The organism is Stutzerimonas sp. Brlt_14, from assembly GCF_051948915.1.
Taxonomy (GTDB): Bacteria; Pseudomonadota; Gammaproteobacteria; order Pseudomonadales; family Pseudomonadaceae; genus Stutzerimonas; species Stutzerimonas stutzeri.
Genome location: NZ_JAYJLM010000001.1, coordinates 502,718 through 524,946, shown reverse-complemented (window position 1 = coordinate 524,946; position 22,229 = coordinate 502,718). Strand labels below are relative to the sequence as shown.

Genomic DNA, 22,229 nt, shown 5'->3' with positions numbered 1-22,229 from the left:
GCGCCGAATGGCTTAATTACAGCGATTGTAATCTGCGCAATGTTACGGATTCTTTCAGCTTTTCATGCACAATAGCTGCCATTACAGATCACGAGAAAGCGTAGCGAGCGAAGGCCGGACAAGGCGAAACGCGGATGAGATAGCAGCGTTTACCGGTGGTGAACGAGGATTTCTGCCCGCTTTCAACGCAGCCCGACCCACAGTGCAGCAGCTTGCCCGGAGTCTGGTTAAAGAGGCGCTGGAATGATCGTGGTTGGCTAAGGCTAGCCGCCGTACCGTCCCACCGTCAGTACGATCAAGCCCTATTCGAGAGGAACGACTGTGTACAACGTCGTCATCAGCGGTACCGGCCTTTACACCCCTGCCAGCAGTATCTCCAACGACGAACTGGTGGAGTCCTTCAATACCTACGTGCACCGCTTCAACAGCGAGAATGCCGCTGCCATCGAGGCCGGTGAGGTCCAGCCGCTGGCCGAATCCAGCTCTGCCTTCATCGAGAAGGCCTCCGGCATCAAGAGCCGCTACGTCACCGACAAGGCCGGCATCCTCGACCCCGAGCGCATGGTTCCGCGCATTCCGGAGCGCAGCAATGACGAGTGGTCGATTCTCTGCGAGATGTCGGTCAAGGCAGCGGAAGAAGCGCTGGCCCGCGCCGGCAAGACGGCGGCCGATATCGATGGCGTGATCGTCGCCTGTTCCAACCTGCAGCGCGCCTATCCGGCCATCGCCATCGAGGTGCAGGCCGCACTCGGCATCAAGGGTTTCGGCTTCGACATGAACGTCGCCTGCTCGTCTGCGACCTTCGGTATCCAGAACGCGGTCAACAGCATCAAGCTCGGCCAGGCCCGCGCCATCCTCATGGTCAACCCCGAAATCTGCACCGGGCACATGAACTTCCGCGACCGCGACAGCCACTTCATCTTCGGCGACGCCTGCACCGCGGTCGTTATCGAGCGTGAAGACCTGGCCACCTCCGCGCATCAGTGGGAGGTGCTCAGCACCAAGCTGGTGACCGAATTCTCCAACAACATCCGCAACAACTTCGGCTTCCTCAACCGCACCGCCGAAGAGTACATGAGCAACCCGGACAAGCTGTTCATCCAGGAAGGCCGCAAGGTCTTCAAGGAAGTCTGCCCGATGGTGGCGGAGCTGATCGGCGAGCACCTGAGCGAGAACGGCATTGCGGTGGAGTCGGTCAAGCGCTTCTGGCTGCACCAGGCCAACCTGAACATGAATCACCTCATCGTGCGCAAGCTGCTCGGTCGTGATGCCACCGAGGAAGAAGCGCCGGTGATTCTCGACACCTACGCCAATACCAGTTCGGCCGGCTCGGTGATCGCCTTCCACAAGCATCAGGACGACCTGCCCAGCGGCAGCCTGGGCGTGCTCAGCTCGTTCGGCGCCGGTTACTCGATCGGCAGCGTGATCCTGCGCAAGCGCTGATCGCGGGAGAGGGCCGTTCGTAGGCTGGGCTGTAACCCAGCTATGACGATCAGCCGGTCAGCTCACGCATTCGCTGCAGCACGGCATTCATGCCGTTGCTGCGCGAGGGCGACAGTTGGCGTGACAGGCCGAGGCTTGCGAACCAGCCGGCCATGTCCACTCGGGCCAGTTCATCCGCATCCAGCCCATTGACCCGCGCCAGCAGTACCGCCAGCAGGCCGCGAATGAGCCGGGCGTCGCTGGCGGCGCGGAAATGCCAGCGGCCATCCTGGCAATGGCCTATCAGCCAGACGTGACTCTCGCAGCCGGCGACGCGGTTGGTCTCGCTGCGTTCGCCATCGTTTACCGGCTCCAACCGTTCCCCCCACTGCATCAGCAGGCGTGCGCGCTGCTCCCAGCCAGGCGCCTGGGCGAAGGTCGCCAAGGCCTCGCGGGCGGCGTCGGGCAGTTCACTCATCGCAGCAGCTCCAGGGCCTGGTCCAGCGCATCGAAGAAGCGCTGCAGATCGTTGTGGTCGTTGTACAGGCCGAGCGAGACGCGCGTGGCGCCATCCAGGCCGAGATGCTTCATGAGCGGCATGGCGCAGTGGTTGCCGCTGCGCACGGCGATGCCCTGTTCGGTGAGCAGGTGACCGAGATCGGAATGGTGCACACCGTCGACAACAAAGCTGGCCAGCGCGACCTGCGGCGCGCCGAGCAGACGAATGCCGCTGCGCTCGGCGAGGCCGGCGAGCAACAGGTCGTGCAACGCCTGTTCATGTCGGCCGACCGCGGTGGCGTCGAGGGCGGCGAGATAGTCCAGTGCGGCGCCCAATCCGATCACGCCGGAAATCGGCGGTGTGCCGGCCTCGAAACCCAGTGGCGCAGCGTGAAACTCGGCACTCTGGTAGTCGGCGATCCGCACCATCTCGCCGCCGAACTGCCAGTGACGCAGCTGCAGCAAGGATTCGCCGCGGCCATAGAGCGCGCCAACGCCATCCGGGCCATAGAGCTTGTGGCTGGACAGCACATAGAAGTCGCAGCCCAGTGTGGTCATGTCATGGCGCCCGTGGACCACACCTTGCGCACCATCGACGACAGTCAGCGCGCCCTGTGCCTTGGCCAGGCGCAGCAACGGTTCGAGCGGCTGCCAGCAGCCGAGCACGTTGGACAACTGACTCACCGCCAGCAGCCGCGTGCGCGGCCCGATCAGCCCGGCGGCCGCGGCGAGGTCGATACGCCCGGAGGCATCGATGGGCAGTACCTGCAGCTTGGCCGCTCGACGTTTGGCCAGCTGCTGCCAGGGCAGCAGATTGGCGTGATGCTCGAGGGCGCTGATGACGATCTCGTCGCCGGCTTCGATCAGGTGTTCCAGGCCGTAGGCGAGCAGGTTCAGCGCTTCGGTCGCGCCACGGGTGAACACGATTTCGGTCGGGCAGGCGGCATTCAGCCACTTGGCGACTTTGATACGGGCGTCTTCGTAGGCACGGGTGGCGCGTTCGGCAGGTTGGTGCTGGGCACGGTGCACGTTGGCCGCACCGCAGGTGTAGTAACCGCTGAGGGCATCGATCAGCGCCTGCGGCTTCTGTGCCGTGGCGGCGCTGTCGAGGTAGGTCTGGCCTTGTGCTTCGAGCACGGCCAGAGCGGGGAAGTCAGCGCGCCAGGGGGAGAACAGGGCCATAAGCGGCAAGCCTCGTGCAACAGGGTGCGGCAAGGCAGGCGCTCATGGCTCGCAGCTTGCCGCTGCTCCCGTCAGTTATGCGCGTGCAGCGCCTCGTTCAGCTCGATGGCCGACTTGTGGGTCTTGCACTCCACGGTGCCGGTCTGCGAGTTGCGGCGGAACAGCAGGTCGCTTTGGCCGGCCAGGTCGCGAGCCTTGACCACTTTCACCAGCTGGTCGTTCTCGTCGAGCAGGCTGACCTTGGTGCCAGCGGTGATGTACAGGCCCGACTCAACCGTGTTGCGATCGCCCAGCGGAATGCCGATGCCGGCATTGGCGCCGATCAGGCAGCCTTCGCCAACCGAAATGACGATGTTGCCGCCGCCGGAGAGGGTGCCCATGGTCGAGCAGCCGCCGCCCAGGTCCGAACCCTTGCCAACGAACACGCCGGCCGACACGCGGCCTTCGATCATGCCCGGACCTTGGGTGCCCGCGTTGAAGTTGATGAAGCCTTCGTGCATGACGGTGGTGCCTTCACCCACATAGGCGCCAAGGCGCACGCGCGCGGTATCGGCGATACGCACGCCGGCCGGCACCACGTAGTCGGTCATCTTCGGGAACTTGTCCACCGAGAAGACTTCCAGCAGGTCGCCCTTCAACCGCGCTTCCAGTTGGCGCTCGGCCAGTTCGGCGAGATCCACGGCGCCCTGGTTGGTCCAGGCGACGTTGGGTAGCAGCGGGAAGATGCCGGTCAGGTTCAGGCCGTGCGGCTTGACCAGACGATGGGAGATCAGGTGCAGCTTGAGGTAGGCCTCGGGCGTCGAGGTCAGGGCTGCGTCTTCGGCCAGCAGGGTAACCACCAGCGGGCGCTGGCTTTCTGCCAGACGGGTCAGCAGGGCATGCTGGGCGGTGTCCAGCGGCTTCAGCGCGTCGGCCAGCTGCGCCGCCTGGGTGGTGGTGATGGCGATCGCCTGGTTGCCGCCGGCGTAGCCGAGCAGCGGGGCGATGGCGTCGACCAGCTCGCCGGCCGGTTGCAACAGCGGCTGCGCGTAGAAGACTTCCAGCCAGTCGCCCTGGCGGTTCTGGGTGCCGACGCCAAAGGCGAGGCTGAAGAGGGTTGCAGACATGGGATTATCCTTTTTCGATGGCCGCGCCGTCCGGCGAGCGGCTGTCAGTTCGGCGCTGCCAGTGCGGCAGCGTAAAGATCGGGCTTGAAGCCAATCAGGGTTCTGTCGCCTAGGTCGAGCACCGGGCGCTTGATCATCGACGGTTGGGCCAACATCAGCTCGATGGCCCGGGCCTGGTCAAGATCGGCCTTGGCAGCGTCGTCCAGTTTGCGGAAGGTGGTGCCGGCACGATTGAGTACGGTCTGCCAGCCATGCTCGTTGCACCAGGCTTCCAGGCGGGCGCGGTCGATCCCGGCGCTCTTGTAGTCGTGGAACTCGTAGTTCTGCCCATGTTCGTCGAGCCAGGTACGGGCCTTTTTCATGGTGTCACAGGCTTTGATTCCGTATAGGCACAACCGCTGATCGGGTTCGGACATGGGCGACTCTCCAAGGCTCCTGCAAAACTGGACGGCGGATTATGCCACGGCTTGCCTGCTGATGGTCGCGAAGCACGGGGTCAATGCCGGTATTGCCAGCCCCGTGGCTGCATGGTTGCACGCGGTTCAGCCTCGTCCGGCTGCACCCAGGGCCTGCTCGATGGCCCGCAAGTCCTGCGGGCGAACCACGCGTCCCAGCTCCTGGCCCTTGCTCAGCAGAATCAGCGTAGGCCACAACTTGACCCGGAACGAACGTCCCAGCGGCCGCCCCGGACCATCTTCAATCTTCAGATGGGTGATGCCTGACCGGTCCGCCAGCGCCTTGCCGATCAGCGGTTGGGCGGCGCGGCAGTGGCCGCACCAGGCCGTGCCGAACTCCAGCAGCACGGGGCCTTCCAGCGCGTCCACGTCAGCGCGGCTTGGTTCGATGTTCGCGTAGTGCTCGGTCATTTCCACTGGGGCGGCCCTCCGGATTGCGCGTATAGGTTCGAGCCTGCCATGGGCATGACGTTCAGCCGGCGGTCTCGACCTTTTACGCGGATGCTGTTGTCCATTGATGACAATCGCAACGGTGAGGTGATGACTAATGGCACGCAAGCATTTCGAGAAGTTCGAGGCGATTTCTTCGGCGGTGCCTGCTGAAGATGCGTTCGAGGCGGTGATCGCCATCAAGCGGCGCGACAGCGACGAGGACGTGCAGGTGTTCAAGGTCGCCGACGGTCGTCGCTATGACCTGGCATCGGAAGCGGACGCCATCGCCGAGGCCGCGTTGACTAAAGTTATAGAGGTCAGCGACGAGGGTCAGCTGATCTGGGAAGAACATGCCATCTGAAAAGGGGCTACCTGATGAACGAGCATGACGAGCGGACAGAACGGCAACACGGCGAGGCGCATCCCGAGCCGCGCGACGAGCATCCGGGTGCGGACATTCCCGAGCACATGAAGCCGGAGAACCTGGAGAAGCTGCGCGACTACGGCAAGGACATGATCCCGCCTGGCGTGGCTTGACGGATCGTCAGGCCGGGCGGTCGGACCGCCCGGTGCGCTGTCAGAGCGTTTCGATGAAGTGGCGAATTCGCTGTGCTGCTTCGATGCATTCAGCTAGCGGTGCGACCAGCGCCATGCGCACGCGTCCGGCACCCGGAGAGGCACCATCCACCTCGCGTGACAGGTACGACCCGGGCACCACGGTGACGTGCTCGCGGGCGAAGAGCTCACGGGTGAATTGCTGGTCATCCATCGGCGTTTTCGGCCAGAGATAGAAGCCACCATCCGGGCGCTGTACGTCCATCTCCGGCGCGAGGATGTCCAGCACCGCGTCGAATTTGGCTCGATACAGCTCGCGATTGGCGCGCACATGTATCTCGTCGTTCCAGGCGGCGATGCTCGCCAGCTGGGTCTGCACCGGCATGGCGCAACCGTGATAGGTACGGTAGAGCAGGAATGCCTTGAGGATTTCGGCATCACCGGCGACAAAGCCCGAGCGCAGGCCCGGCAGGTTCGAGCGCTTCGACAGGCTATGAAACACCACGCAGCGCTTGTAGTCGTTGCGGCCCAGTGCAGCACAGGCGCTGAGCAAGCCTGCAGGGGGATTGGCCTCGTCGAAGTACAGCTCGCTGTAACACTCGTCGGCGGCGATGACGAAGTCGTGCTCGTCGGCCAGGGCGATCAGCTTCTGCAGTGTTTCCAGCGGTACCAGCGCACCGGTCGGGTTGCCTGGCGAGCAGAGGAAGAGGATCTGGCAGCGCTGCCAGATCTCCGCGGGCACGGCGTCGAAATCCGGGTTGAAGCCGTTCTCTTCGAGGCATGGCAGGTAGTGCGGCGTGGCTCCGGCGAGCAGCGCTGCGCCTTCGTAGATCTGATAGAACGGATTGGGGCTGACCACCAACCCATTGGCGTTGCGATCGACCACAGCCTGGGTGAAGGCGAACAGTGCTTCGCGTGTCCCGTTCACCGGCAAGACATGGCGCGCCGGGTCCAGCGCCTCGGCAGCCAGGCCGAAACGCCCCTCGCACCAGCGCGCGATGGCTTCGCGCAGCGCAGGAATGCCGAGCGTGGTCGGATAGACCGAGAGTTGGTCGAGGTTGTCCGCCAGCGCCTGGGCGACGAAATCCGGCGAACGATGCTTGGGTTCGCCGATCGACAGGGCGATGGCGCGCTTGTCCGCAGGCGGTTGGACGCCGGCAAGCAGCGTGCGCAGTTTCTCGAACGGGTAGGGATGCAGCAGATTCAGGGCGTTGTTCATGAGTGCTGTTCTTTCAGGATGAGCGCGGCGACCGCCCCGCATTCGTTGTTTCAGTCGTCGCGTCCGCCGCCATAGTAAGCGCAGCCGCGCAGGGTCTGGCCGTCCAGGCGAAGTTCGGCGCTCAGATGGCTGACGGTCCCGCTGGCGCTGTCGACGCAGCGCTGCGGCGCGACCCAGAGATCCAGCTGCTGTGCATTGGCCTCGCTGGTGAAACTGAGTTGACCGCCGGGCAGTTGCTCCTCCAGGTAAGGCAGGGCAACCGGTTCCTGCCCGGGGCGGGTCAGCAGCATGCCGCGAGAGGTCACGTTGACGGTCCAGCCCGGCTCATGGCCACTGGCGCGTAGGATCAGGTGCTTGAAATTCTCCTCGCCGCAGCCGTGGCCTTCGCGCTGCAGGCGATAGACACGGGTCAGCGCGAACTGGCCGGTCTCGTTCGGCCTGGCCTGGCTGAGCGTGCCGCGCAGGTCGGCGAACAGGCGGTCCTGCCGGCCGATCACCAGCGCCTGGACCTCGTCCTGCAAGCCTGTCTTTCCCTCGAGCAGGTTGAGCAGCCGCTGGCCCTGGCAGCTCTGGAACTGCAACTGGCCATCGACCTGGCGCAGCTCGCCTTGCAGGCGCTCGGTGGCCACTCGCGAGGGTGCCCGATCAGCAAAGAAGGATTGGCAGCCGGCCAGGGACAGCAGCAGCGCGATCAGCAGGGAGCGTGAAAGGGCCATCGGTGAACTCGGAGAGGTTGCGGGGCGGCGACCGCGATGGCCGCCGTGATGGATCAGTTGCCTTTGACGGTCTTGCCGCCAACGCTGCCCTCTTCGAGCATGATCTGGTACTCCTTGCCGTCCTTTTCCACCTGATGCAGGCGGACCAGCAGGTAATCCCAGTCCTTGGCGAACCAGAGGATGGTTTCACGCTTGCTCTGGGTCGGGTCGCGCACGCGCTCGACCTTGATCGCATCGACCTGACCGGCCTTGGTGCTGACCTTCTCCTGGCCGAGCACGCGGAAGTCGTAGGTTTCGATTTCGTCGCCATCCACGACCTGGTAGCTCATGCTCTTCTTGCCGGCCGCCACTTCATGCTGCAGTGCCACCTGGTAGGTGGACTTGTCCAGCAGGCCGACGTGCAACGGCAGCTTCACCGGCTCGCCGCGGTCGCTACCCTCGACCACCTTGTTGTCCCAGTCGAAACGGTGCTCGACACGCTTGCCCTTGCCCAGACCGCTGCGCTTGAGGCGATAGGACTGCGGCAGGAAGGTGTCGCCTTCGGTTCGGAAGGTGCTGCGCTCGTTGAGGCTGGCGACCAGCATGGAGGCGTCGAAGTCCAGCCGCCAGCTGCCATCGTCCAGTTGCTCGAGGCTGCGCTGGGCGGTGCCACTGACCGGTACCTGTTTCCAGTCGGCGGTGTAGCTGGCGGAGAAGGGCTTGAGCTCCAAGGCCTGGACCGGAAGGGCCAGCACGGCGAGAGCAAGCAGCAAGGCGCGACGCATGGTATCTCCTAGATTTTGATCTGATAGCCGGAGACCGGCAGGGTGACGCCGTCCAGCATCGCGCCTTGTTCGGCGAGGCGCAAGCGCCCCTCGGCGAACCAGCGCATGGCCAGCGGGTAGATCTGGTGTTCGGCCACATGCACCCGCTGGGTCAGGCTTTCGATGTCGTCGCCTGGTTTGACCTGCAGGGCGGCCTGGAGGACCACCGGGCCGCCGTCCAATTCCTCGGTCACGAAGTGCACGCTGCAGCCATGCTCCGCGTCGCCCGCCTCAAGCGCGCGGCGATGGGTGTCGAGCCCCTTGTACTTGGGCAGCAGCGACGGATGGATGTTGAGCAGGCGGCCGTGGTAGTGACGGACAAAGCCAGGGCTGAGGATGCGCATGAAGCCCGCCAGGATCACCAGATCCGGGGCATGGGCGTCGATCAGTTCCATCAGCGCGGCATCGAACGCCTCGCGGCCATCGAACGCCTTGTGATCCAGAACGGCGGTGGGGATGCCGGCGCCCTTGGCCCGGGTCAGGCCGAAGGCATCGACGCGGTTGGCAATCACGGCGCGAATGCGCGCCGGGTTGCCTTCGTGCTGGCTATCGATCAGTGCCTGCAGGTTGCTGCCGGAACCCGAAATCAGCACCACTACGTTGCAGGTCGTGCCCATCAATGCTGTTTCAGGTTGTTCAGTACGACGCGTTCCGCGCCCTGCGCTGCAGTGGCGATCTGGCCGATGACCCACGGTGCCTCACCGGATGCGCGCAGGTTGGCCAGGACGGACTCGACCTGCTCCTGAGCCACGCAGATAACCATGCCGACGCCGCAGTTGAGCACGCGGTGCATCTCGTGTTCGTCGACGTTGCCCTTTTCCTGCAACCAGTCGAACACCGCCGGGCGAGTCCAGCTGGCGACATCGATCACCGCCTGGGCACCTTCGGGCAGCACGCGCGGGATGTTGTCGAGCAGGCCGCCGCCGGTGATGTGGGCCATGGCCTTGACCGCCCCGGTATCCTTGATCAGCTTGAGCAGCGGCTTGACGTAGATGCGGGTCGGTGCCATCAGCAACTCGGTGAGCGGCTTGCCGGCCAGCTGGGTGTTCTCGATATCGGCACCGGCCACCTCGATGATCTTGCGGATCAGCGAATAACCGTTGGAGTGCGGGCCGGAGGAGGGCAGCGCGATGAGGGCATCACCGGCCTGCACCTTGGAGCCATCAATGATCTCGCTCTTCTCCACCACGCCGACGCAGAAGCCGGCAAGGTCGTAATCCTCGCCTTCGTACATGCCCGGCATCTCGGCGGTTTCGCCACCCACCAGAGAGCAGCCGGCCAGTTCGCAACCGGCGCCGATGCCGGTGACCACGGTGGCGGCCACGTCGACGTTGAGCTTGCCGGTGGCGTAGTAGTCGAGGAAGAACAGCGGCTCGGCGCCACAGACCACCAGGTCGTTGACGCACATGGCGACCAGGTCCTGACCGATGCTGTCATGCTTGTTCAGGTTCAGCGCCAGACGCAGTTTGGTACCGACGCCGTCGGTACCGGAGACCAGCACGGGCTGCTTGTAGCCTGCCGGGATTTCGCACAAGGCGCCGAAGCCGCCCAGGCCGCCCAATACCTCAGGTCGTGCGGTGCGTTTGGCCACGCCCTTGATGCGTTCGACCAGCGCTTCGCCTGCATCGATGTCGACGCCAGCGTCCTTGTAGCTGAGGGAGGGTTGCTTGCTCATAGAATCCGGGCCTGTGAAAGGAGTGCGGGTGTCGACCGGTTGGTTGCTGCATGCGTGCTCGTGAAAACGCCGCCGGCGGCTCGGCTGTCTCGAGGAAGCCGGGCAGGCCCGCGGGCATTTCCCAAGGCCCGAATGCCGGGCGTGAGAGCGCCGGAACCGGTCTGCGGAAAGCGCGCGATTTTATCAGGCTTGCCGCATAGCGGCCATCCCGCAACGCTATCGGTGCCGCCTGACGGTTGGTGTGTCTGTGAGGTAGGCGGTTGCCGCCTCTGGGCCGCCTGTTTAAGGTGTAGCGTCCTGTCGCCCCACAATCCTGCCCCGGCTTGCCTGCGAGAATCGATCATGCGCCTTATCTACCGTTCACTCATCCTGTGCCTTGCGCTGGGCATGGCATTGCCTAGCCAGGCCGAACAGCTCAGAGGCCTGTATCAGGTGCATGAGGCCGTCTCCGGGCAGCAGGCGCAGGAGCGCGCTGCCGCCCTGCAGCGGGCATTCGACACGCTGCTGCTGCGCCTGACCGGCGACGCCGAGGTCGGCAAGCGCCAGGCTGTTGCCGCCCTACGCGAAGATCCGCAACAACTGATCAGCAAGTATGGTTATGAAGGTGAGCATATCGTCGTCGACTTCGACCCCGGCACCACCGAGCGCAGCCTGCGTCGCGCCGGCGTAGCGCTGTGGGGGGCGAATCGGCCGAGCGTGCTGAGCTGGTGGCTGAACGAGCGGGTCGAAGGCACCCAGTTGGTCGGCGACGGCCAGGACAGCGCTGCGCCGTTGCGTGCCGCTGCGCAGCATCGCGGATTGCCGTTGCGCCTGCCGTTGGCCGATCTGTCCGAGCAGCTGCTCGCCACGCCCGAAGCGCTCGGCGCGAACAGCCAGCAGACGCTGGGCGAGGCCTCCGAACGCTACGATGCCGATGTGCTGTTGGCGGTGCACGCACGCGAAGGCGACTCCGGCTGGCAGGCACAGTGGAAGGTGTGGCTCGACGATGGTCAGCGCGATGGCAAGGCGGAGGGTGAAAACCTCGAGGCGCTGGCTGACGCGGTGATGCTGGCGGTCAGTCAGTATCTTGCGCCGCGTTATGTGGTCGCGCCGGGCGCCGCTTCGGATATCACCCTGGAGATCATCGGCGCCGACGTGGCGCGCTTCGCTGAACTGGATCGCCTGCTTGAACCCTTCGGCGGCAGCCTGCTACGGGTCGAAAGCGATCGCCTGGTCTACCGTGTCAACGCCAGCCCCGAGCAGCTGCGTGCGCAGCTGTCGCTGGCACGATTGCACGAGGTCAGCGAGGACGAGCTGCCACTGGATGCGCGGCAGCCGATGGGCGAAGGGCCGGAAGGCACTGAACCCGCCCAGCCGCCAGCAGACTCCCAGGGCGGCACGGTGCTGCGCTTCCGCTGGTGATCCGCCTCCCTGCGATCGAGCCCCAACCGAGACAACTGTCCTGCAAGGAAGCCATCGAGCATGACCATGAATGATTCGAACCGCTGGCTGTGGCTGGCGGGCCTGTTGCTGTGCATCTGGCTGGTGTATCTGCTGACCCCCATCCTGACGCCGTTTCTGATCGGCGTTCTGCTGGCCTATCTGGGCGATCCGCTGGTCGATCGCCTGGAGCGCTGGGGGCTGTCACGCACATGGGGCGTCATTGCCGTATTCGCGTTGTTCAGCCTGCTTTTGCTGGTGTTGTTGCTAGTGCTGGTGCCTATGCTGGGCAAGCAGATGGTCAGGCTGTATCAATTGGCGCCACTGGCTCTGGATTGGCTGCAGCACGTGGCGTTGCCGTGGGTCCAGACGCAATTCGGGTTGGAAGACGGCTTCTGGCAGCTCGATCGGCTCAAGGCGGCCTTCACCGCGCACCTGGGCAGCACCACCGATGTGCTAGGCATGATTCTGAGCCGCGCCACCGCTTCCAGCCTGGCGCTGCTGGCCTGGATCGGCAATCTGCTGCTCATCCCGGTGGTCAGTTTCTATCTGTTGCGCGACTGGGACCTCATCATGCTCAAGCTGCGCAGTCTGCTGCCGCGCAAGCGGGAGGGCATGGTGGTGCGGTTGATGAGCGAATGCCACGAGGTCATCGGCGCGTTCCTGCGTGGTCAGCTGCTGGTGATGCTGGCGCTGGCGATTATCTATGCTTCCGGCCTGATGCTGGTGGGGCTCGAGTTGGGGCTGCTGATTGGCGTGTTGGCCGGGCTCGCCAGCATCGTGCCCTATATGGGGTTCGTCGTCGGCATCGGTGCAGCGGTAATCGCCGCGCTGTTCCAGTTCGGACTGGCGCCTTATCCGCTCATCGGCGTGGCGGTTGTGTTTACCGTGGGGCAGATGCTCGAAGGCATGCTGCTGACGCCACTGCTGGTGGGCGATCGCATCGGGCTGCATCCGGTCGCGGTGATCTTCGCCGTGCTCGCCGGTGGGCAGCTGTTCGGTTTTGCCGGTGTGCTGCTGGCACTTCCGGTGGCAGCGGTGATCATGGTTCTGCTGCGCCACGTGCACGATCTCTATAAACTCTCGGACCTTTACGCCGAGCCCGCCGGTGCACCGGCCGAACCACCCGGTCAGCCATGAAACCCATCCAGCTTCCCCTGGGCGTCCGCCTGCGCGACGACGCCACCTTTGCCAACTTCTACCCGGGCGCCAATGCTGCGGCGCTCGGCTATGTCGAGCGCCTGTGTTCGCCTGCCGCGGGGTGGTCCGACGAGCTGATCTATCTCTGGGGGCAGCCGGGCGTCGGTCGCAGCCACCTGCTGCAGGCAGCCTGCTTGCGGGTCGAGGAGCGTGGCGAGCTGGCCGTGTATCTGCCGCTGGCCGAGGTTGCCGAGTATGGCCCGGCATTGCTGGACAACCTGGAGCAAAGCGAGCTGGTCTGCCTGGACGATCTGGATGCCGTGGCTGGCGACGCCATCTGGGAAGAGGCATTGTTCCATCTGTTCAATCGGCTGCGTGATGCGGGGCGGCGCTTGCTGCTGGCGGCCGATGCGTCGCCGCGCGAGCTGGCCATCAAGCTGCCCGATCTGCAGTCGCGATTGAGTCTGGCTCTGGTGTTCCAGCTGCAGCAGCTTTCCGACGAGGACAAGCTGCGGGCGTTGCAGTTGCGCGCCTCGCGCCGCGGCTTGAACTTGCCGGACGATGTCGGTCGCTTCATCCTGACCCGCGGCTCGCGCAGCATGAATGCACTGTTCGAATTGCTGGACCAGCTGGATCAGGCGTCGCTGCAGGCGCAGCGCAAGCTGACCATCCCCTTCCTCAAGGAAACCCTGGGCTGGTAGAGGATTGGCGGGCGCGCATCGCTGCGCTTCCGCCGTCCGTTCAGGCCTCGCCGGCGGCCTTGCGCTCGTATTGATAGCTCCAGCGCGTATACAGCAGCGCCGCGACGAAGAGCGTCAGGCTGATGGCCGCTTCCAGCACGCCGTAGATCATTCGTGCCGGATCGATCGCGGCGAGCACGCCCTGGATGAAGTACAGGTTGACGATAAAGCAGGTCCAGGCATGCGCGCGCGGGCTGCCGGCCAGCATGCCGGGCGCGACCAGTGCCAGCGGTATGAGCTGGATGCTGAGCACGACCCAGATGCGTGCGCCGTGCAAGTCGGCGAATGCGAGGTTCCATACGGCCAGCAGTGCTGCCAGTCCGAAGAAGCTGGCAAGGCTGATCACCCGGCTGGATTTCACCCGGGGGGCGAGCCACTCCAGCGGTGGCAAGGGTTTGCGCTTCTTAGCCACGCGGGGTCTCCAGCTGCTGTGCGGTGCGCGCCAGGCGCTGCCCCAGGGCGCGACAAAGCGCGATTTCATGTTCGTCCAACAGCCGCTTGCCATCCGCGCCTGCATGGTGGCTCGGACCGTACGGAGTGCCGCCACCGCGCGTTTCCAGCAGTGCGTTCTCGCTGTAGGGCAAGCCGAGCACGAGCATTCCGTGATGCAGCAGAGGCAATAGCATCGACAGCAGGGTGCTTTCCTGGCCGCCATGCAGGCTCGAGGTCGAGGTGAAGACACCGGCCGGTTTGCCAACCAGTTCACCGGTCAGCCACAGGCTGCTGGTGTCGTCGAGGAAGTACTTCATCGGCGCTGCCATGTTGCCGAAGCGCGTCGGGCTGCCGAGGGCCAGGCCCGCGCAATTCTTCAGATCTTCCAGGGTCGCATACACGGCACCTGCATCGGGAATGGCCGGGGCGACCGCTTCGCATTCAGTGGACACGGCGGGCACCGTGCGCAGGCGTGCTTCCAGGCCGGCCATTTCCACGCCGCGGGCAATCTGCCGGGCCATCTCGGAGGTGGCGCCATGACGGCTGTAGTAAAGCACCAGGATATAGGGCGTGCTCACGGCAGGATCTCCAGCACTCTTTCCGGCGGGCGACCGACGATCGCCTTGTCGCCTGCCACCAGGATTGGGCGCTCGATCAGCTGCGGGTGTTCGACCATCGCCTCGATGAGCTCGGCTTCGCTGAGTTCGGGATTGGCCAGCGCGAGGCTCTTGTATTCATCCTCGCCGGTGCGCAGCAGCTGGCGGGCGGAGAGCCCCAGCTTGTCGAGCAACGCACGCAGTTGCGCAGCGGTCGGTGGCGTTTCCAGGTAGCGCACGATGGCAGGTGTCAGCCCGCGGGTCTCCAGCAGCTCCAGCGCGCTGCGCGATTTGGAACAGCGCGGATTGTGGTACAGAGTGAGTTCGGTCATTTGTAGTTGCGTCAGGCCGGATGAGGTGGCCATTCTAACCCTCAAAGGGACGCTGGCCGAAATCTGGCGCCTCGCCAGCTCCGGGCACGCTTGTCTCGGGCTGTGGTCGTAAGCGCTGTCGCGCCAATGGCTGCAACAGCCCAGTAAGGAGAAGGGATGCATCAGCGCATCGACAACACGTTCGAGTTCGGCCGTTTCCTGGTTCGGCGCTTTATGGCCGATCAGGGACCGCAAAGTGCTGCGGCGCTGACCTACACCACGTTGTTCGCCGTGGTGCCGATGATGACCGTTACCTTCGCCATGCTCTCGGCGATCCCGGCATTCAAGGGGGTTGGCGAGCAGATCCAGTTCTACATCTTCAACAATTTCATTCCGTCCACCGGGGCGACCATTCAGGAATACCTACTCGCCTTTACCAGCCAGGCGCGCCAGCTCACCTGGTTCGGTGTGGGATTTCTGATGGCCACGGCGTTGATGATGCTGCTGACCATCGAAAAGGCGTTCAACACCATCTGGCGCGTCCGCCAGCCGCGCCGAGGCGTCTCCAGCTTCTTGCTCTACTGGGCCATCCTCAGCCTTGGCCCGCTGCTGCTGGGCGCCGGTTTTGCCACCAGCACCTACATCGCCTCGCTGTCGCTCATTTCCGGGCCGTATGCGCTTATCGGCGTCGGCACGCTGATCAAGGTCATGCCGCTGCTGCTGAGCGTGGCGGCGTTCACCCTGATCTACGCCGCTGTTCCCAACACCCGGGTGCCGCTGCGGCATGCCCTGGTGGGTGGGGTCTTCACTGCGGTGCTGTTCGAGGCGGCGAAGCAGATGTTCGGTGTCTATGTCAGCTACTTTCCGAGCTATCAGCTGATCTACGGCGCTTTCGCGGCGGTGCCGCTGTTTCTGTTGTGGATCTACCTCTCATGGATGATCGTGCTGTTCGGCGCGGAACTGGTCTGTGGTCTTTCCTCGTCGCAACAGTGGCGCCGACGCCCACTGCCGCGTCTGCTGGTGATGCTGATGCTGCTGCGCAACCTGCACGAGCGGCAGCAGGAGGGGCGCGAGCTGCATCTGCGTGATTTGCACAAGGCGGGGCTCAGGCTGCCGGAGGACGAGTGGGACGACATCCTGGGCTTCTTCGAGCAGGAGCAGCTGGTCTGTCGCACCGGGTCTGGTGGCTGGGTGCTGTGCCGCGATCTGAATCACTACAGCCTGGATCAGCTGCTGCGTTGCAATCCCTGGCCGCTCTCGGCGCGAGTCGAACTACCGGAGCAGCTCAATGAGCCCTGGTACCCGACATTGCGCCGCTCGCTCGAATTGCTGCAGCAAGAACAGGCCAATCTGTTCGGCGGCAGCCTGGCGGACTGGCTACAGGCGAACGGTGACAAAAAACGTCAGTAACGGAAGGAATGCGCAGGCCCAGATATCAACGGCGCTCATGGGCGCTCGATTTCCCTGCGCTGGGACGCGCGCAGCCACGCGTGCGGCCGGACGGCTCAACGCTGGCACGCTTCTGGCTATAACCTGGATAGTTGAGAGGACGGCCTGATGAACGGCAAGCGCAGCACCATTCTTTATCTGCATCAGCGAGCGCCCGATGCGGCGCTCGAGGCGTTGAATCGTCTGACCGGTCTGCGCTTTACGCAGTGGCCCGAATCATTGGTCGATCGTGCCGATGCGCTGACTGGCACCACAAGTGCCGATGCGGTATGCCAGTCGGAAAAGCCGAAGGTGGTCAGCGGCTGACTTCAGGCCTGGATGGCCTGTTTCTGCGCAACGGGCTCGACCGGGTGCACGAACAGCTCTTCGACGATTACCGCCGTGACCGCCGCGGCAGGGCGTATATGAATCTGCAGATCCTCGATCTTGTGCCGAACTGGCAGTCGCGCGACGCCTGATAGCAGGATCTTGCCGGCGCCGTCGGTGCGTCCGTGGTCTACGGCCGCTTCGCGAAGCTGCTGGCCATCGCGGTACTTGGCAATGAGCGACACCGTCAACCCTGGATGCCCCTGCAGTTGCAGCCAGCTTGCAACGTTGTATTCGGCGACGCGGCCCTCATAGGTGGTCAGCGCGATGACGGCTTGTTCGACGATGCGTGCGGGTACGGTACCGATCAGTTTGTCGTGATGTTGAGACATGGCTTCGCTACTGGCAGGCGGTGATGGGTGCGGAATTATAGGCAGCGCACCCGTGGCAAAACTGTGCACTTGGCCGCCGCACCACGTGACCCGACTCGCATAACGACAAAAACGCGCCGGTAACTTGGCGCCTTCGGTGGCTCCGTCAGGATATGGTGCGGTTGAGGTGCCCTTGCGGCGAGGGAGGCGGTATGCTCTGCCTTGTGTGTAGGGGATAGCCACCATGACCAGACCGCTCGCTTCGCTCCTTCTATGTTCCTGCCTGTTCCTGTCGGCCTGCGATAACGGCTGGGGTGTCGATCAGCATGGGCGCGAAATCACCGCGGCGCAGTTGCAGGGGCGTTGGCTGTTGATCAACTACTGGGCCGAATGGTGCGGGCCGTGCCGAACCGAGATTCCCGAGCTGAATGCATTGTCCGAAGCCGATCACGGACTTGAGGTGCTGGGGGTCAACTTCGATGAGCTGCGTGGCGAGGAGCTTGCCCAGGCAGCCGAAACCCTGGGAATTCGGTTTCGCGTGCTCAGCGATGATCCGGCCGAGCGTCTGCAGTTGTCCCGTAGCGAAGTGTTGCCCGTTACCTATCTGGTGGACGATAGGGGCACCGTCCGCCAGCGCCTGGTGGGTGAGCAGACCGCCGAAGGAATACTGGCGCATCTGGCTCGCCTGAAAGACCAGTGAAGTCCGGTCAGGGTTTGACGTACCAGAAATCCTGCCAGAAACCGATCACCTTGGCCGGGTAACGATTCTGGCCGAGGCTGCCGTTGTAGCGCGCCAGCGCCCGATTGATGTCGCCCTTTTCCTTCTGCAGGTAGTAGCTGAGGATCGTGCAGCCATAGCGCAAGTTGGTTGCATTGTCGGTGAGGTTGTCCTGGGGGCGTCCCAGTTCAGCTTTCCAGAAAGGCATCACCTGCATCATGCCTTGCGCACCGACGCTGGAAATGGCGAAGCGGTCGAAGCGGCTTTCGGCATGAATCAGCGCCAGCACCAGTTCCGGCTTCAGTCCGGCCTTGCTCGCCTCCCGATGGACCAGCCTCAGCAGCGACAGGCGCTCCTCGGCGTCCGGGACATAGCGTTTGAGCCGCCCGGACATGTCGACCAGCCAGACCTCGGCATCGAAGCGATCCTGAAAGCTGTCCGCCTCGGCGACCGTACGCTGCATCAACTCGCGCAGTTCCGGTTCCGGAGCCTGGCGAATGTTGGCCGCCGCCGGCAGCGCGCCGAGCAGCAGCAATGCGAGCACGATACCGCGCAGCTTCATCGTGCTCAGTTCCCGTCGCTGCCTTCGATCAGGCTTTGCAGGAACTGCTGCTGCAGCTCCGGATCGTTGCGTGTCAGCTCGATCAGGCTCTGCTCCAGTTCGCTGGCTTCTTCTTCCAGCCCCAGCTCCGACAGGCGGCGAACGCGATGTACCCACTGTGCCACATCGTCGCCCTCGAGATCGTCGAAGATCAGGTCATGGGCTTCCTGCAGCTTGCCGCGCAGCTTGTGGCTGACCAGTAGCGTGGCGTCGGCACGGGTGCCGTCCTGAGCGTCTTGCACGGATAGCTGCAGCTTGCCTACCTGTGAGATGTCCTGGTCGGCGAAGGGCCCGTCGAGAAGGTTCAGGCGCAGCACGCCGAATCTGTCCGTCGACAGTTCATGCGTATGCGGACCGGCGACAACCAGAACCGGGCGTTCGGCCCAAGGCAGGCTGGTGTATTCGAGGCGTGCGTCCCGGCGTTGTTCATTGATGCTGGCAAGGTTCTGCTGTGAGCGACCGTTGGATTCGACGTTCATGAACGGGTTCATTCCGGCGAAGCCGTAGCTGATCCAGCCGCGAGTCGCCTGCTCGGGCAGATTGCCGAGCAGCACCACGTTGAGCACATTGGCCCCGACGCCTGCCACCACCGCGACTGCACCCAGCGGGATCTCGTACAGCTCACGCCAGGGCTGGTAGGGCGTGTAGCGGTCATAACGACGGGTGACTTCGAAGTCGGTCACTTCGAACGTCTTCTGCTCCTGCACACGAATTCGCCGTTGTGGCAGCTCGAGTACCTGCGGTTCGCCAAGCTCGATGCGAAGGCTGTGGTCGAGCAGCTTGCGCTCGGTGCGGGCCTCATGCTCGCTACGCTGAGGCAGGTGATTGGCGCAGCCGCCAAGCAGAAGCGCCGCACAGAGCGCGGCGCTGGTTGAAGCGACAAGATGTCGGTTGAGCATGGTTTCCGATCAGCGATGAGCACGCGAGTTGATGAAGGACAGGATTTCCGATGCGGCGACCGGCTGCGGCTGGGCATCGCGGCGATGCTTGTACTCCAGCATGCCGTCTGCCAGCCCGCGATCACTGACGACGATACGGTGCGGGATGCCGATCAGCTCCATGTCGGCGAATTTGACGCCGGGACTGGTCTTCTTGTCACGATCGTCGAGCAGGACTTCGTAGCCGGCTGCGGTGAGTTCGGCGTAGAGCTTGTCGGTGGCTTCGCGAACCGCCTCGGTCTCGTACTTCATCGGTACCAGCGCAATCTGGAATGGCGCCAGGGCGTCCGGCCAGAGAATGCCGCGCTCGTCGTAGTTCTGCTCGATGGCCGCAGCCACCACGCGGGAAACCCCGATGCCATAGCAGCCCATGATCAGGGTCGCCGGCTTGCCGTTCTCGCCCATGACCTGGCAGTTCATCGCTTCGCTGTACTTGGTGCCGAGCTGGAAGATATGACCCACTTCGATGCCGCGCTTGATCACCAGGCAGCCCTTGCCGTCCGGGCTCGGATCGCCAGCCACCACGTTGCGCAGGTCAGCAACCTGCGGCAGCGGCAGGTCACGTTCCCAGTTCAGGCCGAAATAGTGCTTGTCGTCGACGTTGGCGCCGGCAGCGAAATCCGCCATCAGGGCGACGGAGCGATCGACCACGCATTGAACCGGCAGCTTCAGTGGGCCCAGCGAGCCAGGACCTGCGCCGATGGCGGCACGGATCTCGGCTTCGGAGGCAAACACCAGCGGGCTGGCGACCTGTTCCAGGTTGGCGGCCTTGATCTCGTTCAGTTCGTGGTCGCCACGGATGATCAGTGCGATCAGCTGGTTCTTTTCGACACCATGCACCACCAGCGTCTTCACCGTTCTTTCGACCGGCAGACCGAACTGTTCGACCAGTTCGGCGATCGTCTTGGCGTCCGGCGTGTCGACCAGGCGCAACTCCTCAGTGGCTGCAGCACGTTCGGTTTCGCGGGGGATGGCTTCAGCCTTCTCGATATTGGCAGCGTAGTCGGAGCTATCGCTGAAGGCGATGTCGTCCTCGCCGGATTCGGCCAGCACATGGAACTCGTGGGAGCCAGTACCGCCGATGGAGCCGGTGTCGGCCTGCACCGGACGGAAATTCAGGCCCAGGCGGGTGAAGATGTTGCAGTACGCCTGATGCATGCGATCGTAGGTTTCCTGCAGCGACTCCTGAGAGAGATGGAAGGAGTAGGCGTCCTTCATTAGGAATTCGCGTCCGCGCATCAGCCCGAAGCGCGGGCGGATCTCGTCACGGAACTTGGTCTGGATCTGGTAGAAGTTGATCGGCAGCTGCTTGTAGCTGTTCAGCTCATTGCGGGCCAGGTCGGTAATGACTTCTTCGTGGGTAGGGCCCACGCAGAATTCGCGGTCGTGACGATCCTTCAGTCGCAGCAATTCGGGGCCGTACTGCTCCCAGCGCCCGGACTCCTGCCACAGCTCGGCCGGCTGGATGGCGGGCATCAGGACTTCCAGTGCGCCTGCCTTGTTCATTTCCTCGCGAACGATGGCCTCGGCCTTGCGTAGCGCTCGCAGCCCCATCGGCATCCAGGTGTAGAGGCCGGAAGCCAGCTTGCGGATCATCCCGGCACGCAACATCAGCTGGTGGCTGATCACCACGGCATCGGAAGGGGTTTCTTTGAGGGTTGAGAGCAGGAACTGACTGGTGCGCATGTGGCCGTTATGTCCTTGCAGAGGCTGGAATTAGGCTCGGCATTGTACGGCGCGCGTGGTGCGGCGTACAGGACAGGTACGGTCGCTTGGGCGACGGAAACGAAGAGCCCGGCTTTCGCCGGGCTCCTTTGCATCGAATGAGCTGCGCGCCTGGGTTACAGGATGCTCAGCGGGTATTCGATGAAGGCGCGGATCTCGTTCAGGTCCGCGCTGCCAGCGTCACGCAGAGCGCCATTGGAACGGTAGATCGAGTTGCGCAGCTTGAGAGACAGGTCCTTCACCGGGCCGCTCTGTACGACGTACTGGACCTGGTTGAAGAACTCGCGCTCCTTGCCTTCGCCAGCACCGGTGTCGATGTTGTCGCCGTAGACGTAGGCGGTCTTCCAGAACAGTCCTGGTGCGCCAAAGCTGCTGAAGTCCAGCTCATAGCTAGCCTGCCAGGAACGCTCGTCCTTCCAGTTGAAGTCTGAGTAGTAAGAGTTGGCGACCCAGATGGAGAAACCGCCATCGCCAATGTCGTAATCGTAACCGCGGTCTCCGCTTACGCGCTGATGGGCCAGGATGAAGGCATGGGCGCCAACGGAGTACTTGGCAGCCAGGCTCCAGATGGTGTTGTCGTGCGACTCGCGATCAGCAAGTTGTGTGATATTCCCATCGTCGTCACGATCCGCGTCGGCGAATTGGACATAGTCCTTGTCATAATCGGAACGGTAGATATTGAAGTCGAAGCTCAGCGCCTGCTCGCCGCTGAACGGCATCACATAGTTGACGTTCGCATACTTCTTCTTGGCGACGTCTTCGTTGTCAGCGTAGTACAGCGATGCGCTCAGGTTCTCGTTGAATGCATATGTGCCGCCGACAACGTTGATGCTCTTCAGGCCGACGTCGTCGCGGCTCGACGAAGGCATGGAGCTGTCGGCCGTGAAGCGGCCGGCGTTCAGTTCCAAGCCTTCGATTTCGTTGCTAGTGATCAGCGTGCCGGTAAACGACTCGGGCAGCAGGCGGGAGTCGTCGTACGTGAGCACGGGCATCATCGGCATCTGATTGCCGTATTTGAGGACGGTGTTGGATACCTGGAACTTGATGGCTGCGCCGGCTTGCGACAGGTCGCGCTCGGGGTCGCCATTGGAGTCGCGCTCGAACATGGCGCCATAGTTGTAACCACGACCGCCATCCAGGCGTACGCCCAGGATGCCGTAGGCATCTACGCCGACGCCGATGGTGCCTTGAGTGAAGCCGGATTCGAACGTGGTGATGAAGCCTTGGCCCCAGCTGCGTACGTCGTCAGCGCCGTCCTTGTAATCACGGTTGTAGTAGGTGTTACGCAGCAACAGATCAAGGCTCGCGTCCTCGACAAATCCCTTGGACTCCGATTGCTGGCTGGCCAATGCCATCTGGGAGGTGCCCGCCGCTACGGCCAGGGCGATTACGCTCCACTTCATCACTTTCATTGTGATTG

The 22,229-nt window shown here is 63.7% G+C and carries 27 protein-coding genes; 9 read left to right on the top strand and 18 right to left on the bottom strand.

Annotated features, from left to right (window positions below):
* Positions 1–321: 321 nt before the first annotated feature.
* Positions 322–1,443, top strand: a complete 1,122-nt coding sequence (locus VF716_RS02590) for a beta-ketoacyl-ACP synthase III (RefSeq protein WP_013983461.1) — start codon at positions 322–324, stop codon at positions 1,441–1,443.
* Positions 1,444–1,492: 49 nt separating this feature from the next.
* Here the strand turns inward: VF716_RS02590 and VF716_RS02585 are convergent, their stop codons facing one another.
* The 5 genes from VF716_RS02585 to VF716_RS02565 form a co-directional block, all read right to left on the bottom strand.
* Positions 1,493–1,900, bottom strand: coding sequence for a SufE family protein (locus tag VF716_RS02585; RefSeq protein ID WP_151320558.1), 408 nt, complete (start codon positions 1,898–1,900; stop codon positions 1,493–1,495).
* Entirely contained in the window at positions 1,897–3,102 is a 1,206-nt protein-coding gene (locus VF716_RS02580) for an aminotransferase class V-fold PLP-dependent enzyme (RefSeq protein ID WP_011913943.1), read from the bottom strand. Before VF716_RS02580 ends, VF716_RS02585 begins: the two co-directional genes overlap by 4 nt.
* A 71-nt stretch (positions 3,103–3,173) precedes the next feature.
* Positions 3,174–4,208, bottom strand: a complete 1,035-nt coding sequence (gene dapD, locus VF716_RS02575; RefSeq protein WP_011913942.1) for a 2,3,4,5-tetrahydropyridine-2,6-dicarboxylate N-succinyltransferase — start codon at positions 4,206–4,208, stop codon at positions 3,174–3,176.
* A gap of 44 nt (positions 4,209–4,252) precedes the next feature.
* Entirely contained in the window at positions 4,253–4,624 is a 372-nt protein-coding gene (locus tag VF716_RS02570; protein WP_011913941.1) for an ArsC family reductase, read from the bottom strand.
* A 126-nt stretch (positions 4,625–4,750) separates the two neighbouring features.
* The gene (locus VF716_RS02565) at positions 4,751–5,080 is read right to left on the bottom strand and encodes a thioredoxin family protein (RefSeq protein WP_014597248.1); all 330 of its coding nucleotides are present in this window, start codon (positions 5,078–5,080) and stop codon (positions 4,751–4,753) included.
* 130 nt (positions 5,081–5,210) lie between these two features.
* On the opposite strand from VF716_RS02565, the gene VF716_RS02560 reads away from it, so the two are divergent.
* Both VF716_RS02560 and VF716_RS02555 read left to right on the top strand, forming a co-directional pair.
* Positions 5,211–5,456 carry a hypothetical protein gene (locus tag VF716_RS02560; RefSeq protein ID WP_011913939.1) on the top strand — a complete coding sequence of 82 codons (246 nt, stop codon included), beginning with the start codon at positions 5,211–5,213 and terminating at the stop codon, positions 5,454–5,456.
* Between the two features lie 14 nt (positions 5,457–5,470).
* Positions 5,471–5,632 (top strand): hypothetical protein, encoded by a 162-nt coding sequence (locus VF716_RS02555; RefSeq protein WP_011913938.1) that lies wholly within the window; start codon positions 5,471–5,473, stop codon positions 5,630–5,632.
* Positions 5,633–5,672: 40 nt separating this feature from the next.
* Here VF716_RS02555 and dapC read toward each other — a convergent pair whose 3' ends face one another.
* The 5 genes from dapC to purM are packed head-to-tail and all read right to left on the bottom strand — an operon-like array spanning position 5,673 to position 10,063.
* Positions 5,673–6,869: a succinyldiaminopimelate transaminase gene (dapC, locus tag VF716_RS02550; RefSeq protein ID WP_011913937.1), complete on the bottom strand. Its 1,197-nt coding sequence runs from the start codon at positions 6,867–6,869 to the stop codon at positions 5,673–5,675.
* A 50-nt stretch (positions 6,870–6,919) separates the two neighbouring features.
* Positions 6,920–7,585 carry a COG3650 family protein gene (locus tag VF716_RS02545; RefSeq protein WP_011913936.1) on the bottom strand — a complete coding sequence of 222 codons (666 nt, stop codon included), beginning with the start codon at positions 7,583–7,585 and terminating at the stop codon, positions 6,920–6,922.
* A 53-nt stretch (positions 7,586–7,638) separates the two neighbouring features.
* Positions 7,639–8,349: a DUF3108 domain-containing protein gene (locus VF716_RS02540; protein WP_011913935.1), complete on the bottom strand. Its 711-nt coding sequence runs from the start codon at positions 8,347–8,349 to the stop codon at positions 7,639–7,641.
* Positions 8,350–8,357: 8 nt separating this feature from the next.
* Complete coding sequence (purN, locus tag VF716_RS02535) at positions 8,358–9,005, bottom strand: phosphoribosylglycinamide formyltransferase (protein ID WP_011913934.1); 648 nt, start codon at positions 9,003–9,005, stop codon at positions 8,358–8,360.
* Positions 9,005–10,063, bottom strand: coding sequence for a phosphoribosylformylglycinamidine cyclo-ligase (gene purM / locus VF716_RS02530; RefSeq protein WP_020308464.1), 1,059 nt, complete (start codon positions 10,061–10,063; stop codon positions 9,005–9,007). Before purM ends, purN begins: the two co-directional genes overlap by 1 nt.
* 342 nt (positions 10,064–10,405) lie before the next feature.
* Here purM and VF716_RS02525 point away from each other — a divergent pair, with 342 nt between their 5' ends.
* Genes VF716_RS02525 through hda form a run of 3 tightly spaced genes read left to right on the top strand, consistent with a single transcriptional unit; the run spans position 10,406 to position 13,323 of the window.
* Positions 10,406–11,464: a DUF2066 domain-containing protein gene (locus VF716_RS02525; protein ID WP_440551591.1), complete on the top strand. Its 1,059-nt coding sequence runs from the start codon at positions 10,406–10,408 to the stop codon at positions 11,462–11,464.
* 60 nt (positions 11,465–11,524) lie between these two features.
* The gene (locus tag VF716_RS02520; protein WP_440551588.1) at positions 11,525–12,622 is read left to right on the top strand and encodes an AI-2E family transporter; all 1,098 of its coding nucleotides are present in this window, start codon (positions 11,525–11,527) and stop codon (positions 12,620–12,622) included.
* Entirely contained in the window at positions 12,619–13,323 is a 705-nt protein-coding gene (gene hda, locus VF716_RS02515; protein ID WP_013983450.1) for a DnaA regulatory inactivator Hda, read from the top strand. Before VF716_RS02520 ends, hda begins: the two co-directional genes overlap by 4 nt.
* 40 nt (positions 13,324–13,363) lie before the next feature.
* On the opposite strand, the gene VF716_RS02510 is transcribed toward hda, so the two are convergent.
* From VF716_RS02510 to arsC, 3 genes are read right to left on the bottom strand one after another with little or no spacing between them, the layout of a single operon-like run.
* Positions 13,364–13,774, bottom strand: a complete 411-nt coding sequence (locus VF716_RS02510; protein WP_011913930.1) for a DUF2069 domain-containing protein — start codon at positions 13,772–13,774, stop codon at positions 13,364–13,366.
* The gene (wrbA, locus tag VF716_RS02505) at positions 13,767–14,372 is read right to left on the bottom strand and encodes an NAD(P)H:quinone oxidoreductase (protein ID WP_440551584.1); all 606 of its coding nucleotides are present in this window, start codon (positions 14,370–14,372) and stop codon (positions 13,767–13,769) included. The genes VF716_RS02510 and wrbA overlap by 8 nt, the downstream gene beginning before the upstream one ends.
* Positions 14,369–14,722, bottom strand: a complete 354-nt coding sequence (arsC, locus tag VF716_RS02500) for an arsenate reductase (glutaredoxin) (protein WP_041755611.1) — start codon at positions 14,720–14,722, stop codon at positions 14,369–14,371. Before arsC ends, wrbA begins: the two co-directional genes overlap by 4 nt.
* A 156-nt stretch (positions 14,723–14,878) precedes the next feature.
* Here arsC and VF716_RS02495 point away from each other — a divergent pair, with 156 nt between their 5' ends.
* The gene (locus VF716_RS02495) at positions 14,879–16,111 is read left to right on the top strand and encodes a virulence factor BrkB family protein (RefSeq protein ID WP_014597239.1); all 1,233 of its coding nucleotides are present in this window, start codon (positions 14,879–14,881) and stop codon (positions 16,109–16,111) included.
* A gap of 147 nt (positions 16,112–16,258) precedes the next feature.
* The gene (locus VF716_RS02490) at positions 16,259–16,456 is read left to right on the top strand and encodes a hypothetical protein (protein ID WP_014597238.1); all 198 of its coding nucleotides are present in this window, start codon (positions 16,259–16,261) and stop codon (positions 16,454–16,456) included.
* A 2-nt stretch (positions 16,457–16,458) separates the two neighbouring features.
* Here VF716_RS02490 and VF716_RS02485 read toward each other — a convergent pair whose 3' ends face one another.
* On the bottom strand, positions 16,459–16,848 hold the full coding sequence (locus tag VF716_RS02485) for a hypothetical protein (protein WP_014597237.1): 390 nt from the start codon (positions 16,846–16,848) through the stop codon (positions 16,459–16,461).
* A gap of 223 nt (positions 16,849–17,071) precedes the next feature.
* Between VF716_RS02485 and VF716_RS02480 the strand changes: the two genes are divergently transcribed.
* Positions 17,072–17,527: a TlpA family protein disulfide reductase gene (locus VF716_RS02480; protein ID WP_011913925.1), complete on the top strand. Its 456-nt coding sequence runs from the start codon at positions 17,072–17,074 to the stop codon at positions 17,525–17,527.
* 7 nt (positions 17,528–17,534) lie between these two features.
* Here VF716_RS02480 and VF716_RS02475 read toward each other — a convergent pair whose 3' ends face one another.
* The 4 genes from VF716_RS02475 to VF716_RS02460 all read right to left on the bottom strand — a co-directional run bounded on the left by VF716_RS02475 (position 17,535) and on the right by VF716_RS02460 (position 22,221).
* Positions 17,535–18,107 carry a lytic transglycosylase domain-containing protein gene (locus VF716_RS02475; protein WP_011913924.1) on the bottom strand — a complete coding sequence of 191 codons (573 nt, stop codon included), beginning with the start codon at positions 18,105–18,107 and terminating at the stop codon, positions 17,535–17,537.
* A gap of 5 nt (positions 18,108–18,112) precedes the next feature.
* Positions 18,113–19,045 (bottom strand): hypothetical protein, encoded by a 933-nt coding sequence (locus VF716_RS02470; protein WP_019406607.1) that lies wholly within the window; start codon positions 19,043–19,045, stop codon positions 18,113–18,115.
* Positions 19,046–19,054: 9 nt separating this feature from the next.
* A complete protein-coding gene (locus VF716_RS02465) occupies positions 19,055–20,770 on the bottom strand; it encodes a proline--tRNA ligase (RefSeq protein ID WP_045158678.1) in 1,716 nt (571 codons plus the stop codon).
* Between the two features lie 155 nt (positions 20,771–20,925).
* Complete coding sequence (locus VF716_RS02460; protein WP_011913921.1) at positions 20,926–22,221, bottom strand: OprD family porin; 1,296 nt, start codon at positions 22,219–22,221, stop codon at positions 20,926–20,928.
* Between the last annotated feature and the right edge of the window lie 8 nt (positions 22,222–22,229).

Excerpts from the sequence above, each read along its gene's own strand:
- hda (WP_013983450.1), top strand. The coding sequence starts at position 12,619 with ATGAAACCCATCCAGCTTCCCCTGGGCGTCCGCCTGCGCGACGACGCC.
- VF716_RS02540 (WP_011913935.1), bottom strand. The coding sequence starts at position 8,349 with ATGCGTCGCGCCTTGCTGCTTGCTCTCGCCGTGCTGGCCCTTCCGGTC.
- VF716_RS02460 (WP_011913921.1), bottom strand. The coding sequence starts at position 22,221 with ATGAAAGTGATGAAGTGGAGCGTAATCGCCCTGGCCGTAGCGGCGGGC.
- arsC (WP_041755611.1), bottom strand. The coding sequence starts at position 14,722 with ATGACCGAACTCACTCTGTACCACAATCCGCGCTGTTCCAAATCGCGC.
- VF716_RS02475 (WP_011913924.1), bottom strand. The coding sequence starts at position 18,107 with ATGAAGCTGCGCGGTATCGTGCTCGCATTGCTGCTGCTCGGCGCGCTG.
- dapC (WP_011913937.1), bottom strand. The coding sequence starts at position 6,869 with ATGAACAACGCCCTGAATCTGCTGCATCCCTACCCGTTCGAGAAACTG.
- VF716_RS02495 (WP_014597239.1), top strand. The coding sequence starts at position 14,879 with ATGCATCAGCGCATCGACAACACGTTCGAGTTCGGCCGTTTCCTGGTT.
- purM (WP_020308464.1), bottom strand. The coding sequence starts at position 10,063 with ATGAGCAAGCAACCCTCCCTCAGCTACAAGGACGCTGGCGTCGACATC.
- VF716_RS02470 (WP_019406607.1), bottom strand. The coding sequence starts at position 19,045 with ATGCTCAACCGACATCTTGTCGCTTCAACCAGCGCCGCGCTCTGTGCG.
- VF716_RS02580 (WP_011913943.1), bottom strand. The coding sequence starts at position 3,102 with ATGGCCCTGTTCTCCCCCTGGCGCGCTGACTTCCCCGCTCTGGCCGTG.
- VF716_RS02520 (WP_440551588.1), top strand. The coding sequence starts at position 11,525 with ATGACCATGAATGATTCGAACCGCTGGCTGTGGCTGGCGGGCCTGTTG.
- purN (WP_011913934.1), bottom strand. The coding sequence starts at position 9,005 with ATGGGCACGACCTGCAACGTAGTGGTGCTGATTTCGGGTTCCGGCAGC.
- VF716_RS02555 (WP_011913938.1), top strand. The coding sequence starts at position 5,471 with ATGAACGAGCATGACGAGCGGACAGAACGGCAACACGGCGAGGCGCAT.
- VF716_RS02525 (WP_440551591.1), top strand. The coding sequence starts at position 10,406 with ATGCGCCTTATCTACCGTTCACTCATCCTGTGCCTTGCGCTGGGCATG.
- VF716_RS02480 (WP_011913925.1), top strand. The coding sequence starts at position 17,072 with ATGACCAGACCGCTCGCTTCGCTCCTTCTATGTTCCTGCCTGTTCCTG.
- VF716_RS02585 (WP_151320558.1), bottom strand. The coding sequence starts at position 1,900 with ATGAGTGAACTGCCCGACGCCGCCCGCGAGGCCTTGGCGACCTTCGCC.
- VF716_RS02570 (WP_011913941.1), bottom strand. The coding sequence starts at position 4,624 with ATGTCCGAACCCGATCAGCGGTTGTGCCTATACGGAATCAAAGCCTGT.
- VF716_RS02545 (WP_011913936.1), bottom strand. The coding sequence starts at position 7,585 with ATGGCCCTTTCACGCTCCCTGCTGATCGCGCTGCTGCTGTCCCTGGCC.
- VF716_RS02485 (WP_014597237.1), bottom strand. The coding sequence starts at position 16,848 with ATGTCTCAACATCACGACAAACTGATCGGTACCGTACCCGCACGCATC.
- VF716_RS02490 (WP_014597238.1), top strand. The coding sequence starts at position 16,259 with ATGAACGGCAAGCGCAGCACCATTCTTTATCTGCATCAGCGAGCGCCC.
- VF716_RS02560 (WP_011913939.1), top strand. The coding sequence starts at position 5,211 with ATGGCACGCAAGCATTTCGAGAAGTTCGAGGCGATTTCTTCGGCGGTG.
- VF716_RS02465 (WP_045158678.1), bottom strand. The coding sequence starts at position 20,770 with ATGCGCACCAGTCAGTTCCTGCTCTCAACCCTCAAAGAAACCCCTTCC.
- dapD (WP_011913942.1), bottom strand. The coding sequence starts at position 4,208 with ATGTCTGCAACCCTCTTCAGCCTCGCCTTTGGCGTCGGCACCCAGAAC.